The organism is Vibrio gigantis (genome assembly GCF_024347515.1).
Lineage (GTDB): Bacteria > Pseudomonadota > Gammaproteobacteria > Enterobacterales > Vibrionaceae > Vibrio > Vibrio gigantis.
Genome location: NZ_AP025492.1, coordinates 2,356,004 through 2,372,984, shown reverse-complemented (window position 1 = coordinate 2,372,984; position 16,981 = coordinate 2,356,004). Strand labels below are relative to the sequence as shown.

Below are 16,981 nucleotides of genomic sequence, written 5' to 3'. Positions count from 1 at the left end.
TAGATGCTAGATGCTAGATGCTAGCTTGGCTTGTAAATCTTGCTGGACAATCTTAATTGCCTCTAACGCTACTTTTGGGTCGATTTCGTTGCTTTCGAGTAGATAGATCAGGTCGACAGCTAACTTAACTTCTTCTGGTGCGTTATCCAGTGGTGATGGTGTGTTATCAGTGTTCATTTCGCTTAGGGTTCTCTAAGTTAATCAGTCTCTCAATATTTTTCATTGAGTCTTCACAGCGTTCCAATCGTTCTTTTGCGAGTTGCCAAGCCTGTTCCGCTTTTTTCTTATGGTGGCGTGGCGCTGAATCAAACGCTAACTTTCGTGTTTGAACTAAATCGACCAGTCGCTTTTGCCAATCTTGGTGTTGTGCGAGTTCGTTGTACAAGTCGTTTAAGCTTTTCCCTGATTTACTTTTCCTATCTAGGCGCAAATCGTGGTTGGCTAACTCTCTTTGGATTGCTGCAATCTGATTTGTCAGTTTTTCCGTCAGGTAGTTGGCTCGAGATGCGGTCAGTTGATTGGTGCGCTGTTCACGAATTATGGTGTTATAAGTTGCCTGAGTTTCAAGTGCATAGGGAAGTAAAATAGAGGCACCACATTTAAATAAAGATCGATCAAACAGCGGTTGATGGTAAGCACCACGAGACTTATCGACATGAGAGCAATGGCCAATCAAGGTATCAATAACACTTTTTAGCTTTGAAAACTGATTCATTGTGCTTCCCGTTTGCTGGTGGCTATAAGTTTACAAACCATGCTTCGTAAGCCAGTTTAATTGCAAGTACGCTTACAACTGTAACAAAAACCGGTCGTATAAACGTCGCACCAAAACGAATTGCAGAATGAGCTCCCACAAATGCTCCAGCCATTAAGCAAACACCCATAGTTAAACCAAGAACCCAATCAATATGACCAAGAATTGCAAAGGTCACTAAAGAAGTGAAGTTACTGGTAAAGTTCATGGCTTTTGACAGGCCAGAAGCAAGCAAGATATTTAGGCGGTAAAGCGCCATAGAACTCACAGTCCAAAATGCGCCAGTCCCTGGACCGGCAACACCGTCATAGAAACCAAGAATGAATCCTTGGTACTTTTGCTTTCTCTTAAGTACAGGGCAAGGTTTAGGTGACACGTTGTGATTGGCATTTGGTGTCTTATGAAAAATGGTATAGACCGCTGCGGCAAGAATGACTAACGGCAATACTTTCTCTAACCACTCTGTGCTAATAGCATCAACAGTTAGGGTGCCGATTGTTGCGCCGATTAATGTCGCTATGAATGCATTAATCCAACATTCAGGCTTGAACAGCTTTTTACGGTAGTAAGTGAATGCGGCTGTAGATGAAGCGAAAGTCGCTGCAAGCTTGTTCGTCCCTAATGCAATATGTGGCGGTAGGCCAAGCGACAGCAAAGCTGGAACGGTTAACATTCCTCCGCCACCTGCGACAGCATCAATAAAGCCTGCTGCAAATGCAACCAGAGCAAGTATGACCAACATGGTTGGCTCAATCATTTCCATAAATAGCTTGTGTTCTCGTTATCGGCTGATAGGGCAGCCACATGAAGAATCGATGGATTAGTCATGTTTAGTTGTGAATGCAAGGGCCTAGCGATAACAGGCCCATAACTACCTCAAGGGTAGGAAAATTAGTATTTTATTGTTCTTTTAAAAGGCGGTAGTGAATCGAGTAGGGATTTTCCGTATCGCTTCGTTACTATGCGTCTATCAAGGATCGTGACTTTACCAGAATCTCGTTCCTTACGCAGTAGTCTACCCACAGATTGAATAAGCTTTTTACTCGCTTCTGGAACAGTAATCTGCATAAAAGGATTACCGCCGCGTGATTCAATATATTCTGAGTGTGCTTGCTCTACCGGAGAGGTAGGAACGCCAAAAGGAATCTTGGTAATAACTAGGTTTTCAAGAAGTTCGCCAGGTAGATCAAGACCTTCAGAAAAGCTGCCAGTTCCAAAAAGAACGCTAGTTTTACCTTGGTCTATTAGGTTTTTATGTTTTTTTAGGATTTCAGAGCGTGAAGTATCACCTTGAACCTGCAGCGCCCATGACTTTTTAACGAAATCTGTTGCTAAAGCCTCTGCAACTTTGTTCATCTGCCAGTAAGAAGAGAATAGAACGAGATTGGCTTTGTTGTCTTCTATTACCTTAGGCAAAATTTCAATAAGATATTCAGTAAACTGAGGTGCTTGCGGTTCATATTTCATCGCTGGCACAACAAGTTCCGCTTGGTTCTGATAATCAAACGGTGATGCCAAAGCTAAAAATTGCACGCCATCCTCAGCTTTCTGGCTGATACCAGCTTGATGACAGAAAAAACTGAAGGAGTTAAGCGCTCTCATGGTCGCTGACACTAACACAGCGCCGACACAACGACTCCAGATCTGTTGATCTAACTGCCAACCAACCTCTAATGGTGAAACATTAACGACGAAATCGCCTTCGCTCTCTTTATTAAGCTCCAACCAGCGAGCTAAAGGTGCACCTTTTTCACGTTTTGGTTCAGCCATTAAGCGCCAAACTTGAGCTAGGTTCTCGGTTCTCTGTATATAGAAGCCGATTTCCGCGAGCGCAGGTTCTGCGAGTTTGGCAGAAAGCTCCCCATCTTTAACTCGCTCAGCAATCAGGTCTGCAATCTTCGCAACGGCTTGGCTTGCCTTTTGTGTGAGTTGCTTGAGGTCTTTAGATTCATTCTCTAGCCACTCAGGCAAGTCGCCATGTTCGAAGCGGTACAGGCCGTCTTCAAAGTGGTTAGCGTCAAACTGCTTGCTCATTTGAGTCAGGGTAGGGATTAGCTGTTGCACTGAGTCTTGCAGTTCATTTCTAAATCGATGGACACGCTTTTCGTCTGCGAGACCTGAAAGCTTGGTGATTGACTGATTTAAACGCTCCAACCACGATGCCGCGCCTTTTAAGCTCGCAGCGGCGGAAGAATGATCTCTTGCGACATGCGGTAAGTGGTGAGCCTCATCGAATATATAGATGCTATTTTCTGGCTCGGGCAGTATTACACCGCCGCCTAGATCAGCATCTGCCATCACTAAACTGTGGTTGGCGATGATAACGTCTGCTTTATCTAGCTCTGAGCGTGCTTTTTGGAAAGGGCAATCTCGGTGAGCTGGCATGCTGTTGTTACAGCTATGCTTATCGCTGACGATCATTTGCCAAATCATGTTGTCGATTGGCTTTGGCCACGAATCACGATCACCATCCCACTTACCTTGAGTCAAGCTACGGTACATAGTTTGAAGCTGGTCGATATCCTTCTTCTTTGGCTTAGATTCAAACATTGCCATTTGACCGCCATCAACCCCACACGCGGCGGCTAACTTTTCACAGCAACAATAACGTTGTCTTCCCTTCGCCAATATGAAAGAAAACTCTCTATCTGTAAGTCTTCTATATAGAGGGAGATCTTTGTTTACAAGTTGTTCTTGTAGCGCGACTGTCGCCGTTGAAATGACAATTTTTCGGTTGTTTAAAACGGCAACTGGGATCGTCGCCATCAAATAGGCAAGCGATTTCCCGATCCCTGTTCCCGCCTCAGCAACAATCATGCGATTACTTTTGTGGTATTGACCACAAAGTGTTTTCGCTATTTCTGCAACAAGGTAATTTTGAGCACGCCTAGGTACAAAGTTATCCAACTGTTCTTGGAGATTTTGATAACTGGTGCGAATGGATTTTTGGATTTTAGTAGTTAGCATACTGTGACCTACGTAACGGAGCGAGGATAGTAGCACATATCACTAGTCGGTACATTTATGGTGAAACACCTTGCTTTTGAATCAAAGGTAGATCTTGTTCACAAAAAAAAACTGAACCATCAGGAACTTAACGATTTTATTTATGTTGTGAAATATAAATATTAAAAAAGACTGGCTCACAGGTGTTAAGTTCTGAAGTTTGGTCGTTTGTTGGGTGGTATATGGTGTTAAGTTCTAATTTTTTCTTTTTTATGGTTATTATATTTTATGATAAAACTAAGGATAAGTTGCTCGTAAAACAATGAAAAAAAATGTAAGTGATTGATTTTGATTGGTTTGTGTTTTTTTTAGGTTTGTTTTTAGTTTATTTGACACGCAGGATAATCTTTTGCAATCTAGACCTCGAAATTTAGTGACGGTGATTAACCAACAAAGAGTGGTAATGACCAGTCACAATAAATAAAAGGGAACCGGGCAAGGATCTCCCATTCTTAGAAAAGGCAGTGGATTTATTATGAAAAAGACTCTATTAGCGCTAGCTATCGCAGCAGTATCAACTTCTGCATTCGCAGTAGAAACTAGCTCTCAAAACTCTAAACCAATGTTTGAGTTTGAAGACATGCACAAAGATCAATTCTCAGTATCTGGTGCTTGGGGTGTTGGTGGTTACTACGATTCTTACTCTGGTGCATTCTACGATGACTGGGCAACTGGTCTAACACTAGCAGTAAGCTACAAAAACAACCGTTGGGTTGGTTACTTTGAAACTGACCTAATGATGAACTACATCTCTGATACTAACGATTTCGCTAAAGTAGACGAAGTGTACGGTGGTATTGAATCTGGTCCAAACACTGACGTGGATAAAGCATGGTTAGGTTTTGACACTGGTTTTGGTGTTGCATCTTTCGGTTGGGAAAACGATACAGCTCTTGATAAAGTAGATGGCGCTGGTGATATGACTTACGAGTTTGGTGCTTCTGCTGGCGATGCTTCAGATGCTTACAACGTAGTTAAATTCCAAGGCTCTACTTCTGGTTTCGCTTACGGTGTTTCTTACTTTGAAACAAACGAAAGCCACGCTGCTGCAGATAAAGGTGTGAACGGTTACGTTGGTTTCGAACATGAAATCTTCAATATCTACGCTGGTTACGAAGATCGTGACGAAGCAGATTACTCAGTAACTTCTGTTTCTGGTAACGTTAAAGTTGGTGATACTGTTAAACTTGGTTTCAACTCTTGGGTTGATGACGGTGATAAGAAAGACCTAACAGGTACTAACGCTTCTGAGAAGAAAAACACTGGTTACTACCTATCTGGTGCATTCGATGCTTCTGAGCAAGTGACTGTTGCTGCTGGTTACGGTGCAAACACTACTGAGAAGAAAAACGAAGCTGACGCTGACTACAGCTACATGAACGTTGCTGTAATGTACAAGCACAGCGACCGCATGGACATGGGTATCGATATCAAGCAAGAGCTTGACGTACCAAACGGCGTTCGTGCTGAAAGCTCTGATGAAGAGACTTTCGTATTCGCAGCAGCTTACTACTACTTCTAATAGCTTAATTTTTAGTTAAGTAACGTTGTAAAAGCCAGTCTTATGACTGGCTTTTTTGTGTCTGATATTTTTCAACGCACATAAAAACGGCCGCTAAATTAGCGGCCGTTTTCACATTCTTTGTAGTGTAATTTTAGATTTCTTTCCACTCACCAGGCTGTAGCTGCCCCACATTCATGTTGCCCATTGAATAACGAATAAGACGCAGGGTAGGGAAGCCGATATTCGCTGTCATTCGTCTGACCTGGCGGTTACGTCCTTCGATTATCGTAATAGTTAACCATGTTGTCGGTATCGCGGCTCTGAAGCGGACTGGAGGGTTTCTATCCCACACTTTAGGTTCTTGCATCACTTCTACTTTAGCCGGTAGTGTCATGCCGTCTTTTAGTTCGACACCTTTTCTCAATTTATCTAAATCTTCCTCAGAAGGTGCGCCTTCAACCTGCACCCAGTAAGTCTTTGGGGATTTTGAGTTTGGTTGAGTTAGCTTAGCTTGAAAGATTCCATCATTGGTCAAAACCATTAGCCCCTCGCTATCGCGATCAAGTCGACCTGCAGCATAAACGTCTTTCACTGGAATAAAATCAGCCAGTGTCTTTCTGCCTTCTCCGTCGGTGAATTGGCTTAAGGTATCAAATGGCTTGTTGAACAAAATTACTTTACGATCTTCGAGTGCCACCTTAGGTTTTGCGTTTGCAGGTTTCGCTTTGTATCTGTGTTTACTTGAATGCGATTTCTTATGCGAATTACCAGTGTTATTTTTATCATTGTTTCGGCCTTGTCTGTTGCCGCTTTGTTTTAATGTGGCGCCAGAACGAGCCGGTTTGTCTGAACGAGATGCGCTGCGTGAGCGAGTAGACATGTTAACTACCTTGCAAAAATGTAAACGAAGTGTGCTGAAAAGTTTTCACTGAAACGGAATTGAGCTATCATTTGCGCGCCTAAAAGACACAAAATAGAACAAGTTGATGGACTCTTAAGCCTGATTTGTTTAATTATACCTTCGTGTTTTATTATAACAACGCACTCACGGATTTGGTTCATGCTGTCATCAAGATTGCATGAAAAATAAGATAGAGTACGACTATCGAGTAAGCAGTTTTCACTCCTGGAGTGGCTTACTGGTCAATTTATAACATGCTCACTACTTTAAATGAGCTTGTAAGAACTATAGGGAAATTTCATGCCTACTGAAAAACCAACGATCATCTATACCATTACAGACGAAGCTCCGGCGCTAGCAACTTACTCTCTGCTACCAATTATTCAATCTTTTACAGCTTCTTCTGGTATTAACGTTGATACTCGCGACATTTCACTTGCAGGGCGCATTATTGCCAACTTCCCTGACTACTTAAACGAAGAACAACGTATTGGTGATGCATTAGCAGAACTAGGTGAATTGGCTAAGACACCAGAAGCAAACATTATCAAGCTTCCAAACATCTCTGCATCAGTACCTCAGCTTCAAGCAACAATCAAAGAGCTACAATCGAAAGGTTACGCTCTTCCTAATTACCCAGAAGAAGCAAACACTGACGAAGAGAAAGCAGTTAAAGCGACTTATGACAAAATCAAAGGCAGTGCAGTAAACCCTGTACTACGTGAAGGTAACTCAGATCGTCGTGCACCACTTTCAGTTAAAAACTACGCGAAGAAGAACCCACACTCAATGGGGGCTTGGTCTGCAGACTCTAAGTCGCATGTTGCAAGCATGGAAGATAAAGACTTCTTCGGTAGCGAAAAGTCAGTAACAATTGAAGGTGCGACAGAAGTTAGCATTGAATTCGTTGGCAAAGATGGCGCGAAGAAAACACTGAAGCCAGCTTTTGCACTGCAAGATAAAGAGATCATTGATGCGTCAGTGATGAATAAGGCCGCTTTGGTTGCATTCTTCGAAAAAGAAATCGCATCGGCTAAAGAGCAAGGTGTACTGCTTTCTCTTCACATGAAAGCAACGATGATGAAAGTCTCTGACCCAGTGATTTTTGGTCATGCGGTTAAGGTTTACTACAAAGACGTATTCGCTAAACATGGTCAGCTGTTTGAAGAGCTAGGTGTTGACGTTAACAACGGTATCGGCGATGTCTACGCTAAAATTGCTGCGCTTCCTCAAGATCAAAAAGCGGCAATCGAAGCTGATCTACAAGCGGTATACGAGACACAGCCACCGCTAGCGATGGTTGATTCCGACCGCGGTATTACCAATTTACACGTACCAAGTGACATTATTGTAGATGCGTCTATGCCTGCAATGTTGCGTTCTTCTGGTCAAATGTGGGATCCAGAAGGTAAGCAAAAAGATACAAAAGCAATGATCCCAGATCGTAGCTACGCGAGCATCTACCAAGCGGTTATTGATTTCTGTAAAGAGAACGGTGCATTCGATCCTACAACTATGGGTAGCGTGCCAAACGTAGGCCTAATGGCTCAAAAAGCAGAAGAGTACGGATCTCACGATAAGACATTCATTCTAGAAGCTGCTGGTCAGGTTCAAGTGGTTGATGCTTCAGGTTCTGTGCTTCTTGAGCAAGACGTAGAGGAAGGCGATATCTTCCGTATGTGTCAGGTTAAAGATGCACCAATCCAAGACTGGGTTAAGCTTGCGGTAACTCGCGCTCGTGCTTCGGGTGTTCCAGCTGTATTCTGGTTAGATGCGTCACGCGCGCATGATGCTCAGCTTATTAAGAAGGTAGAAACGTACCTTCCTGAATACGATACCGATGGTCTTGAAATTAAGATCCTTGCTCCACTAGAAGCGACTCAATACTCACTGGTTCGTATCAAAGAAGGCCTAGATACTATTTCGGTTACAGGTAACGTATTACGTGATTACCTAACAGACTTGTTCCCGATTCTAGAACTTGGTACATCTGCTAAGATGCTATCGATTGTTCCACTAATGAACGGCGGCGGCCTGTTTGAAACAGGTGCTGGCGGCTCTGCTCCTAAGCACGTTCAACAAGTAGAGAAAGAAAACCACCTGCGTTGGGATTCTCTAGGTGAATTCTTGGCATTGGCGGCATCTCTAGAGCACCTAAGCGTAGTCACGGGTAACGCTAAAGCACAAGTTCTAGCTGACGCGCTTGATAAAGCGACAGGTGAATTCCTAGACAACAACAAGTCTCCTTCACGTCGAGTCGGTGAGCTTGATAACCGTGGCAGTCACTACTACCTAGCAGCATACTGGGCTAAGGCGCTTGCTGAACAAACGGCTGACGCTGATCTTGCTGCTGAGTTCGCAGGTGTGGCAAGTCAATTGGCTGAAAGTGAAGAAGCGATTGTTGCTGAGCTAAACAACGCTCAAGGTGTCGCTGGTGATTTAGGTGGTTACTACCTACTTGACGATGCACTGGTTTCAACACTAATGCGCCCAAGCTCAACGCTAAACGCATTTATTGATGCATAGTGATTGGACTTATCGTTAGTAAGTCCTTAACGTGATTTGCTAGCGAGTTGCTTAGTTTGACAGCTAAGTCATAGATAAAGTCAAGATGAAAGACGCTTTAACGATAACGTTAAAGCGTCTTTTTTGTTCCTTTGTACTAAGATCTAGCTTAATTGAGATAGAGCTTCGAGCTGATTATCCAATGAGAAACTCTAAATATATCAGAACAAAAAAACCGCTCACGTAATCCTGTTTACAGGTATTAAATGAGCGGTTTTAATATGCTGTCTTACCTGTCAGTCGTTAATGACGACTAATAGAGGTTACATGAGTTGGCATTCGCCTATTTTGCGGCGCTGCCTTCTACAGGAACAACGGAGCTAGCATGCGAGCCTTTAGGTCCACTCTCTACTTCATAGTCGACCTGCTGACCCGCCTTTAAGGTTCGATAACCTTCCATTTGTATTGTGGAGTAGTGCGCGAAAATATCGCCATCTTCACCTTCTGGACAAATAAAGCCAAACCCTTTGGCATTGTTAAACCATTTTACTGTACCTGTAGCCATGCTATACATCCCTCATGCATTTTGTTACTAACGTTGTTATATCAATTGTTGTAAGTGCGATTGATATCATTCCTACCAGCTAAAGAATTTCAGCTAATAGCTTGAATCTCGTACATTGCTTACGGAAATTAACGCTACCCTGCGTAATTATTCCTTATTGTTAATTTTTAAAGCGTATCACTGGTTTTAAATTATGTTGCAAAAATGTATTAAAAAACCTTTTAGCTCCAATGTAGCTAATGATTGAGCGCAGTCAATAGTAAATTGGTATAAAAGTGATCAATTTTAATAACAAATCACATTCGAGATTAACTGCAAACTATTAACTAAATAGTAACTTAGCGGTGATCTTATCGTCAGTATCAATAGTTATGGTGTCTTTTTAATCAATCACATATGTTAATCCTGTTAATCGAGATCTTTTATTTGCAGCGATGGAAATGGTGGATTAGGCTCAGTATAGAGGAATATTTTTTGGTACTGTTTCTCGGTGCAGTTTCTTAGTACACCGTAAAGCGTGAATGTGGTAAATTTGAGTTAGGTAAACACTCACGATTTCCAAAAAAATAACCCTTAGCAAAGCGATATGAGCAGAAACTTTGAATGGGCATCTCCAGGCTCAGATTTACTGGAGAAAGAAGCAACAAAAGTAAAGCCACCGGCAATGTATAACGTTGTATTGAACAACGATGACTACACGCCCATGGACTTTGTAATCGAGATCCTAGAGCGATTCTTCTCACTAGATATCGAAAAAGCAACGGAAGTGATGCTCAAGGTTCATTATGAAGGTAAAGCTATATGCGGCACATACAGTGCTGAAATAGCGGAAACAAAGGTAGCGCAGGTCACGATGTACTCAAAGGAAAATGAGCATCCGCTACTATGTACAATGGAGCAAGTATAAATTGCTCGAACAACACTGTTGTTCCCTTAGGAGGTACTTATGCTAAATAAAGAATTAGAGACGAGTTTAAATGGTGCATTTGCTCGTGCGCGAGACAAGCGACATGAATTCATGACTGTCGAACACCTCCTACTAGCGTTATTAGAAAATGATGCGGCCAAGGAAGCGCTTCAAGCTTGTCAGGCTGATCTCGATGCTCTTCGTAATGAGCTCGATATTTTTATCGATCAAACGACTCCACTTATCCCTGAAAGTGACGAAACTCGCGAAACTCAGCCTACGTTGAGCTTTCAACGAGTACTTCAACGCGCTGTTTTTCATGTTCAATCTTCAGGTCGCAGCGAAGTAACTGGTGCTAACGTACTTGTGGCTATTTTTAGTGAGCAAGAATCTCACGCTGCATATCTTCTTAAGAAAAACGACATTAGCCGCTTAGATATCGTTAACTTCATCTCACACGGTATTACCAAAGCCAGCAACGAAGGCGATAGCCCTTCATCATCTGATTCATTTGGTGGTGCAGAGAATGCTGAAGAAGCTAATTCCGAAGACCGTTTAGAAAACTTTGCTACCAACCTTAACGAAGTAGCCAAGCAGGGCAATATTGACCCATTAATCGGTCGTGATAAAGAGCTAGAACGTACTATCCAAGTTCTGTGTCGTCGGCGTAAGAACAACCCTCTGTTAGTGGGTGAAGCGGGTGTGGGTAAAACAGCTATCGCAGAAGGTCTTGCATGGCGCATCGTTGAAGGACAAGTGCCTGAAATCATTCAGAGCAGCGTGATTTATTCTTTGGATATTGGTTCACTGCTGGCAGGAACTAAGTATCGAGGTGACTTTGAGAAGCGTTTTAAAGCAATTCTCAAGCAACTAGAGAAAGAAGAAGACGCAATTCTGTTCATTGATGAGATCCACACCATTATTGGTGCGGGTGCTGCATCGGGTGGCCAGGTTGACGCGGCAAACTTAATTAAACCGCTATTAAGCAGTGGAAAATTACGTTGTATCGGTTCAACAACGTATCAAGAGTACAGCAGTATTTTTGAGAAGGAGCGTGCTTTAGCTCGTCGCTTCCAGAAAATCGATATTATTGAGCCATCACTAGATGATACAACCAAGATTCTGATTGGCTTGAAGCCAAAATACGAAGCTCACCACGAAGTGCGCTACACCAACAAAGCGTTGCGTGCCGCTGTGGAGCTGTCAGCTAAATACATTAATGAACGTCACCTACCCGATAAGGCAATTGACGTAATCGATGAAGCAGGCGCTCGTAGCCGCTTGGCACCTGCAAGCCGTCGTAAGAAAACGGTCAGCGTAGCTGATATTGAGTCGATGGTTGCAAAAATGGCTCGTATCCCAGAGAAGTCAGTATCGTCTTCAGATAAAGATACATTGCAGAAACTGGATGACCGCATGAAAATGTTGGTGTTCGGACAAGATCCTGCAATCGATGTACTGAGTGAAGCCATTAAGCTAACCCGTGCTGGATTGGGCGCAGACAATAAACCTGTTGGTTCATTCTTGTTTGCTGGTCCTACTGGTGTCGGTAAAACAGAAGTGACTGTTCAATTGTCTAAATTGATGGGTATTGAGCTTCTACGCTTTGATATGTCTGAGTACGGTGAGCGTCACTCTGTGAGCCGCTTGATCGGTGCTCCTCCTGGTTATGTTGGTTACGATCAAGGTGGTTTGCTAACTGATGCCGTCATCAAGAATCCGCACTCTGTTGTGTTACTGGATGAAATCGAAAAAGCTCACCCAGATATCTTTAACTTGCTACTGCAGGTAATGGATAATGGCACGCTAACTGACAACAATGGTCGCAAAGCCGATTTCCGCAATGTGATCCTAGTGATGACGACTAACGCTGGTGTTGCTGAAACCGAGAAGAAATCGATCGGCTTGATCCAACAAGATCACGCTCCAGATGCGATGGGCGAAATTAAGAAGGTATTTACTCCTGAGTTCCGTAACCGTCTTGATAATATCATTTGGTTCAACAGTCTTGATCCAACTGTGATTAGCCAAGTTGTTGATAAGTTCATTGTCGAGCTTCAGGTCCAACTGGACGCACGTGGTGTATCTCTAGAGGTTTCTGAAGATGCTCGTCACTGGTTAGCAGACAAAGGCTATGACAAGACCATGGGGGCTCGTCCAATGGGACGTGTGATTCAAGAGAAGCTTAAGAAGCCACTTGCTAATGAATTACTGTTCGGTAGTTTGGTTGATGGCGGTACGGTTAAAGTATCCCTGAAAAAAGACGAACTGGATTTTATCTATGTTGGTGCTAAAGAAGAGGTTATGCACTAACGAGATGATTGATAACTCAAGGGTTTAAATATAAAACGCATGACTTCGGTTGTGCGTTTTTTTATGTTTTGAAGATACGAGATACGAGATACGAAGAGAGATAAAGAAAGGCGGTTAAAACAAAGTGCCAAACGTTAGGCAATAAAAAACGGAGCATTAAGCTCCGTCTCTTATTGTATTCGCTAATTAAAAATTAACGAGCACGGAAGACGATGCGGCCTTTAGAAAGGTCGTATGGAGTCATCTCAACAGTTACTTTATCACCAGTAAGAATACGGATGTAGTTCTTACGCATTTTACCAGAGATGTGTGCTGTCACTACGTGACCGTTTTCAAGCTCAACACGGAACATTGTGTTTGGTAGAGTATCAAGGACAGTGCCTTGCATCTCGATTACGTCTTCTTTAGCCATCTAATCCTCTTTCGAAATTTGGCGGTTTTCAACGGCTTGATTGTGCCGTTAAAATCAAAATATGTAAAGTTGTCGCGTATTCTACCCTTGCCACCGCTGATTTACTAGCCTTTGATGACGTTGAAATCGTACTTTATAGTTCATCGCAGGGCATTCATCGATTTGATAACCCAAATATAACCATTGTTTTTGTTCTTTCTGGGCATGTTGGATCTGAAATAAAACGCCAAGTGTCCCCATGGAAATATCTATATCAGGATCGAAGAAGGTATAAAACGCGCTCGTACAGTGAGACATGATGTCAGTTACTGCGATACCAACCAACTTGTTCTCATCATAGATGTGCATGAACTTTGTAGTAAGCCACTCATTTTTAGAGAATTGTAGAAACTCCTCTTTCTTAGGTGGGTACATGGTTCCCGAACGATGACGAGCGGTGATATAGCGACTGTATAAGTCAAACCAGTTGTCATCCATCTCATCTTTAAGTTCCCAACGCAGTGATTTTCCCTTGTTAAGGATTCGTCGTTGGCTTTTGGAAAGCTTTACCTCAGGAATTGAAAGCCGAATCGCTTGGCATGCTGAGCAATTATCGCAATGTGGCTTATAAATTGTTGCTCCACTGCGGCGAAATCCATTCGCAAGCAGAACTTCATAGTTATCTGAGGTGTGCATGTGTTCATCAAGCGTGACCGCGACTCTTTCTTCGAGGTGAGGTAAGTAACTGCAAGCGTGATTGTCTGTTAATCCAATTCTGATTTGTTGTAAATCTGGATTCATTAAGGCATTTCCTTTAGCCATTGGGTTTTAAAGCATGCATCGTCAACGGAGAATTCTTTGAGTAATTGCAGGGAACTTAGGAATTCATCTCTATCAACTTCGATAGCGCCTAAGGATTCCAAGTGAGGGTTCATTACCTGACAATCAATCAACTGTCCGCCGAATTGTGTAAAGTGTTCACAAAAGTACCACAGTGCAATTTTAGAGGCATTGGTCTTTAGGCTGAACATCGATTCACCGCAAAAGACTTGGCCTCTCTGTAAGCCATAAAGTCCGCCTATAAGTTCATCATCTTGCCAAACCTCAACTGAGTGACAGAAACCTAATGAAGCAAGTTTGCGGTAGGCTGACTGCATGTCGCTGTTTAGCCAGGTTTCTTCTTCGGGTCTTAGTGAAGAGCAATAACCAATTACTCTGTCCGTCGCTTGGTTGATGCTGACACGGTAATTATGTTTTCTTTGAAACTTTTTAAGACTTTTTGACGGTTCGAATGTCTTAGGATTAAATACCGCTCGTGGTGCTGGGCTCCACCAAAGTATAGGCTCCCCTGGGCCATACCATGGAAATATACCTTGGCTATAAGCGTTTAAAATTCGCATCGGTGACAAATCACCACCGAAGGCGAGCAGACCGTTAGGTTCATCAAGCGCGTCGAAAGGCGAAGGAAACTCTATACTAGTAGTATCAAGTTCGGTTAGGTATATAGTCATAAGTACCGCATTACAGATTAATCAATGACCAAGAGGTCTTCAGGAGTTTTACCATGAAAAAGTTGCTTTGGATTTTACTTGTTTTGCCTATGTTGGCAAATGCAGCTTACAACCGGAACGAAGCTCGTCCTGTTAACGAGGTCGTTTATGGTGAGATTGATACGGTCAGATATATTACTCAGCAAGAGATCGTCGAGTCGAAAGCAAATGGCTGGGAAACCTTATTAGGTGCGGCGATTGGTGGCTTAATTGGTAATCAGTTTGGAGGCGGCACCGGTAAAGAAGTGGCGACGGCTGTCGGCGCCGTAGCAGGTGCAGGTATTGCTCGTAATCGAGGCAACACTCAATATAAAGTAGAGTACAAACTGGTCGAGTTATTAGTGAAAACCAAAGATGACAAGCTAGTTAACATAATCCAAGATGTCGATAACTCTATGTTGTTTAACCGAGGCGATGATGTGCGAATTCTTTATTTTTCAGATGGTGTTCGGGTTGATCTCGCGTACTAGTATATAAATGCGATTGGTTGGCTAATTAATCAGCTGTTTGAGCGGGATTAGCTCTGGAGTTCGTTGGAAAAGTTCGTTAGTCTGCAAGTACGAAGAATTATTCATCACCCGAAAATAAACACGCGGCAGTGACTTCGGGTGGTACAAGGACTATGAGATTTAATGGAAAGCCTTACGTTACAACCAATTCAAAAAGTGAACGGGGAAGTTAACCTACCTGGTTCAAAAAGTGTTTCCAACCGTGCACTTCTTTTGGCTGCACTTGCAAAGGGAACAACCCGCCTAACAAACTTACTAGACAGTGATGATATTCGTCATATGTTGAATGCATTGACGCAGTTAGGTGTTGATTACCAGTTGTCTGCAGACAAAACCGTTTGTGAAGTGACGGGTGTTGGTGGTGCATTCTCAAGTGATAAAGCCCTAGAACTTTTCTTAGGTAATGCAGGTACGGCAATGCGTCCACTAGCGGCTGCGTTATGTCTAGGTCGTGGCGAATACGTTCTGACTGGCGAGCCTCGTATGAAAGAGCGCCCAATTGGCCACTTAGTTACAGCACTGCGAGAAGCCGGCGCTGACGTTGAATACTTAGAAAACGAAAATTACCCACCATTGAAGATCACAGGTACTGGCCTTAAGAGCGGTACGGTTTCAATCGATGGTTCTATCTCTAGTCAATTCTTGACAGCATTTTTAATGGCTGCGCCCTTAGCTGAAGGTGACGTAACCATCAAAATTGAAGGTGAATTGGTATCTAAACCTTACATCGATATTACGCTGCACATCATGAAACAATTTGGTGTTGACGTGATCAATAATGATTACCAAGAGTTTGTAATTCCTACTGGACAATCTTACTCGGCACCAGGTGATTTCTTGGTTGAAGGTGATGCATCATCTGCGTCATATTTCCTTGCAGCTGCTGCTATCAAAGGTGGTGAAATTAAGGTCACTGGTATTGGTAAAAACAGTATCCAAGGTGATATCCAATTCGCTGATGCACTTGAGAAAATGGGTGCGGAAATTGAATGGGGTGACGACTACGTTATTTCTCGTTGTGGCGAACTGAAAGGCATTGATATGGACTATAACCATATCCCAGATGCTGCGATGACTATCGCGACGACCGCATTGTTTGCTAAAGGGACAACGGCAATCCGCAATGTCTACAACTGGCGTGTTAAAGAGACAGACCGATTGGCTGCAATGGCAACAGAACTACGCAAAGTCGGTGCTGAGGTTGAAGAGGGTGAAGATTATATCATTGTTAACCCAGTGGCAGAACTGACCCATGCAGCGATTGATACTTATGATGATCACCGTATGGCGATGTGTTTCTCGCTGGTTGCCTTGAGCGATACGCCTGTGACGATTAATGATCCAGGTTGTACGTCAAAGACATTCCCTGATTACTTCGACAAGCTGAAAATGCTAAGTCTATAAAAATGCTCAGTATGTAAAGGTTCAGGAACAAAAAAAGCTTGCCTACAGGGCAAGCTTTTTAATTATTGTTGAATTGTAAATTCTTTCGAAAGGTGGTGCGCTAAGTATTTAAACATGTTAAATACCGCGGTTGTATTCTCGGTCGGCATTCCATTGCTGTCTAAGAAGTATTCACCTTTGAAGACGAGTACATCGTCTTTTTCTACTACGCTGTTTGCGCGCATGCCTTCAATGTAGTCATCATGTGATTGGATAATTTGGTTTGCGATAAGCAGTAAATCAAATTCTGCTATTACTTTCTTTGTCATGAGTTTATCTCTGATAACTGAATATAACGTTGAGTTTATTGTGTCGAACTAGAAATTCAATGATTTCGCAACCGATTAAGAGAGTCTTTTCAAACATCCACAATTTATTTTGTGATTTACGGCAAAAATAATTGAATGGGGCTCGCGTTAGATTCGCGGACAAGCTTAGTATGAGCCCGTTTAGACGTAATGCCTGATGAATAGGCTCTTGCAAGTATTCTTAGTGAGTACTTTATAGCTTCTTTATATTGTGACCCTTTTATCTATGAGTCGTCGAATTGTCGAGCGATCAGATCCAATTTTGAAAAAAGCGGTTGATCTTCTAGTAATCTCGCACAATAGTAAAAAAAGAAGCAATGAATTT

16 protein-coding genes are annotated in these 16,981 nt (G+C 42.7%); 6 read left to right on the top strand and 10 right to left on the bottom strand.

The window, feature by feature from the left end; all coding sequences use genetic code 11:
* Nucleotides 1–6: 6 nt before the first annotated feature.
* The 4 genes from rsmS to dinG form a co-directional block, all read right to left on the bottom strand.
* Complete coding sequence (rsmS, locus tag OCV56_RS10400) at nucleotides 7–177, bottom strand: pleiotropic regulatory protein RsmS (RefSeq protein WP_017055021.1); 171 nt, start codon at nucleotides 175–177, stop codon at nucleotides 7–9.
* On the bottom strand, nucleotides 167–715 hold the full coding sequence (locus tag OCV56_RS10395; RefSeq protein ID WP_086713711.1) for a primosomal replication protein: 549 nt from the start codon (nucleotides 713–715) through the stop codon (nucleotides 167–169). The genes rsmS and OCV56_RS10395 overlap by 11 nt, the downstream gene beginning before the upstream one ends.
* A 22-nt stretch (nucleotides 716–737) precedes the next feature.
* The gene (locus OCV56_RS10390; protein ID WP_086713710.1) at nucleotides 738–1,517 is read right to left on the bottom strand and encodes a sulfite exporter TauE/SafE family protein; all 780 of its coding nucleotides are present in this window, start codon (nucleotides 1,515–1,517) and stop codon (nucleotides 738–740) included.
* A 128-nt stretch (nucleotides 1,518–1,645) separates the two neighbouring features.
* Nucleotides 1,646–3,721 carry an ATP-dependent DNA helicase DinG gene (gene dinG, locus OCV56_RS10385; protein ID WP_086713709.1) on the bottom strand — a complete coding sequence of 692 codons (2,076 nt, stop codon included), beginning with the start codon at nucleotides 3,719–3,721 and terminating at the stop codon, nucleotides 1,646–1,648.
* Between the two features lie 514 nt (nucleotides 3,722–4,235).
* Between dinG and OCV56_RS10380 the strand changes: the two genes are divergently transcribed.
* Entirely contained in the window at nucleotides 4,236–5,282 is a 1,047-nt protein-coding gene (locus OCV56_RS10380; RefSeq protein WP_086713708.1) for a porin, read from the top strand.
* Between the two features lie 133 nt (nucleotides 5,283–5,415).
* On the opposite strand, the gene OCV56_RS10375 is transcribed toward OCV56_RS10380, so the two are convergent.
* A complete protein-coding gene (locus OCV56_RS10375; protein ID WP_086713707.1) occupies nucleotides 5,416–6,144 on the bottom strand; it encodes a pseudouridine synthase in 729 nt (242 codons plus the stop codon).
* Nucleotides 6,145–6,465: 321 nt separating this feature from the next.
* Here OCV56_RS10375 and OCV56_RS10370 point away from each other — a divergent pair, with 321 nt between their 5' ends.
* Nucleotides 6,466–8,691: an NADP-dependent isocitrate dehydrogenase gene (locus OCV56_RS10370; RefSeq protein ID WP_086713706.1), complete on the top strand. Its 2,226-nt coding sequence runs from the start codon at nucleotides 6,466–6,468 to the stop codon at nucleotides 8,689–8,691.
* Nucleotides 8,692–9,013: 322 nt separating this feature from the next.
* On the opposite strand, the gene cspD is transcribed toward OCV56_RS10370, so the two are convergent.
* Entirely contained in the window at nucleotides 9,014–9,235 is a 222-nt protein-coding gene (gene cspD, locus OCV56_RS10365) for a cold shock domain-containing protein CspD (protein WP_004736548.1), read from the bottom strand.
* A 586-nt stretch (nucleotides 9,236–9,821) separates the two neighbouring features.
* On the opposite strand from cspD, the gene clpS reads away from it, so the two are divergent.
* Complete coding sequence (gene clpS, locus OCV56_RS10360; protein ID WP_004737430.1) at nucleotides 9,822–10,142, top strand: ATP-dependent Clp protease adapter ClpS; 321 nt, start codon at nucleotides 9,822–9,824, stop codon at nucleotides 10,140–10,142.
* A gap of 39 nt (nucleotides 10,143–10,181) precedes the next feature.
* Complete coding sequence (clpA, locus tag OCV56_RS10355) at nucleotides 10,182–12,455, top strand: ATP-dependent Clp protease ATP-binding subunit ClpA (RefSeq protein WP_048616250.1); 2,274 nt, start codon at nucleotides 10,182–10,184, stop codon at nucleotides 12,453–12,455.
* 193 nt (nucleotides 12,456–12,648) lie between these two features.
* Here the strand turns inward: clpA and infA are convergent, their stop codons facing one another.
* From infA to aat, 3 genes are all read right to left on the bottom strand, one after another.
* Nucleotides 12,649–12,867, bottom strand: coding sequence for a translation initiation factor IF-1 (gene infA, locus OCV56_RS10350; protein ID WP_001040192.1), 219 nt, complete (start codon nucleotides 12,865–12,867; stop codon nucleotides 12,649–12,651).
* Between the two features lie 81 nt (nucleotides 12,868–12,948).
* The gene (locus tag OCV56_RS10345; protein WP_086713705.1) at nucleotides 12,949–13,647 is read right to left on the bottom strand and encodes an arginyltransferase; all 699 of its coding nucleotides are present in this window, start codon (nucleotides 13,645–13,647) and stop codon (nucleotides 12,949–12,951) included.
* Entirely contained in the window at nucleotides 13,647–14,357 is a 711-nt protein-coding gene (aat, locus tag OCV56_RS10340) for a leucyl/phenylalanyl-tRNA--protein transferase (RefSeq protein ID WP_086713704.1), read from the bottom strand. The genes OCV56_RS10345 and aat overlap by 1 nt, the downstream gene beginning before the upstream one ends.
* Nucleotides 14,358–14,410: 53 nt before the next feature.
* On the opposite strand from aat, the gene OCV56_RS10335 reads away from it, so the two are divergent.
* Together OCV56_RS10335 and aroA are read left to right on the top strand one after the other, a co-directional pair.
* Nucleotides 14,411–14,866, top strand: coding sequence for an outer membrane lipoprotein (locus tag OCV56_RS10335; protein WP_048664677.1), 456 nt, complete (start codon nucleotides 14,411–14,413; stop codon nucleotides 14,864–14,866).
* A 162-nt stretch (nucleotides 14,867–15,028) separates the two neighbouring features.
* Complete coding sequence (gene aroA, locus OCV56_RS10330) at nucleotides 15,029–16,309, top strand: 3-phosphoshikimate 1-carboxyvinyltransferase (RefSeq protein ID WP_086713703.1); 1,281 nt, start codon at nucleotides 15,029–15,031, stop codon at nucleotides 16,307–16,309.
* Nucleotides 16,310–16,371: 62 nt separating this feature from the next.
* Here the strand turns inward: aroA and OCV56_RS10325 are convergent, their stop codons facing one another.
* A complete protein-coding gene (locus tag OCV56_RS10325) occupies nucleotides 16,372–16,617 on the bottom strand; it encodes a YciN family protein (protein WP_017062104.1) in 246 nt (81 codons plus the stop codon).
* Between the last annotated feature and the right edge of the window lie 364 nt (nucleotides 16,618–16,981).

What these genes read in the sequence shown, in the direction of transcription:
- rsmS (WP_017055021.1), bottom strand. Translation starts at nt 177, where the DNA reads ATGAACACTGATAACACACCATCACCACTGGATAACGCACCAGAAGAA.
- OCV56_RS10395 (WP_086713711.1), bottom strand. Translation starts at nt 715, where the DNA reads ATGAATCAGTTTTCAAAGCTAAAAAGTGTTATTGATACCTTGATTGGC.
- OCV56_RS10390 (WP_086713710.1), bottom strand. Translation starts at nt 1,517, where the DNA reads ATGGAAATGATTGAGCCAACCATGTTGGTCATACTTGCTCTGGTTGCA.
- dinG (WP_086713709.1), bottom strand. Translation starts at nt 3,721, where the DNA reads ATGCTAACTACTAAAATCCAAAAATCCATTCGCACCAGTTATCAAAAT.
- OCV56_RS10380 (WP_086713708.1), top strand. Translation starts at nt 4,236, where the DNA reads ATGAAAAAGACTCTATTAGCGCTAGCTATCGCAGCAGTATCAACTTCT.
- OCV56_RS10375 (WP_086713707.1), bottom strand. Translation starts at nt 6,144, where the DNA reads ATGTCTACTCGCTCACGCAGCGCATCTCGTTCAGACAAACCGGCTCGT.
- OCV56_RS10370 (WP_086713706.1), top strand. Translation starts at nt 6,466, where the DNA reads ATGCCTACTGAAAAACCAACGATCATCTATACCATTACAGACGAAGCT.
- cspD (WP_004736548.1), bottom strand. Translation starts at nt 9,235, where the DNA reads ATGGCTACAGGTACAGTAAAATGGTTTAACAATGCCAAAGGGTTTGGC.
- clpS (WP_004737430.1), top strand. Translation starts at nt 9,822, where the DNA reads ATGAGCAGAAACTTTGAATGGGCATCTCCAGGCTCAGATTTACTGGAG.
- clpA (WP_048616250.1), top strand. Translation starts at nt 10,182, where the DNA reads ATGCTAAATAAAGAATTAGAGACGAGTTTAAATGGTGCATTTGCTCGT.
- infA (WP_001040192.1), bottom strand. Translation starts at nt 12,867, where the DNA reads ATGGCTAAAGAAGACGTAATCGAGATGCAAGGCACTGTCCTTGATACT.
- OCV56_RS10345 (WP_086713705.1), bottom strand. Translation starts at nt 13,647, where the DNA reads ATGAATCCAGATTTACAACAAATCAGAATTGGATTAACAGACAATCAC.
- aat (WP_086713704.1), bottom strand. Translation starts at nt 14,357, where the DNA reads ATGACTATATACCTAACCGAACTTGATACTACTAGTATAGAGTTTCCT.
- OCV56_RS10335 (WP_048664677.1), top strand. Translation starts at nt 14,411, where the DNA reads ATGAAAAAGTTGCTTTGGATTTTACTTGTTTTGCCTATGTTGGCAAAT.
- aroA (WP_086713703.1), top strand. Translation starts at nt 15,029, where the DNA reads ATGGAAAGCCTTACGTTACAACCAATTCAAAAAGTGAACGGGGAAGTT.
- OCV56_RS10325 (WP_017062104.1), bottom strand. Translation starts at nt 16,617, where the DNA reads ATGACAAAGAAAGTAATAGCAGAATTTGATTTACTGCTTATCGCAAAC.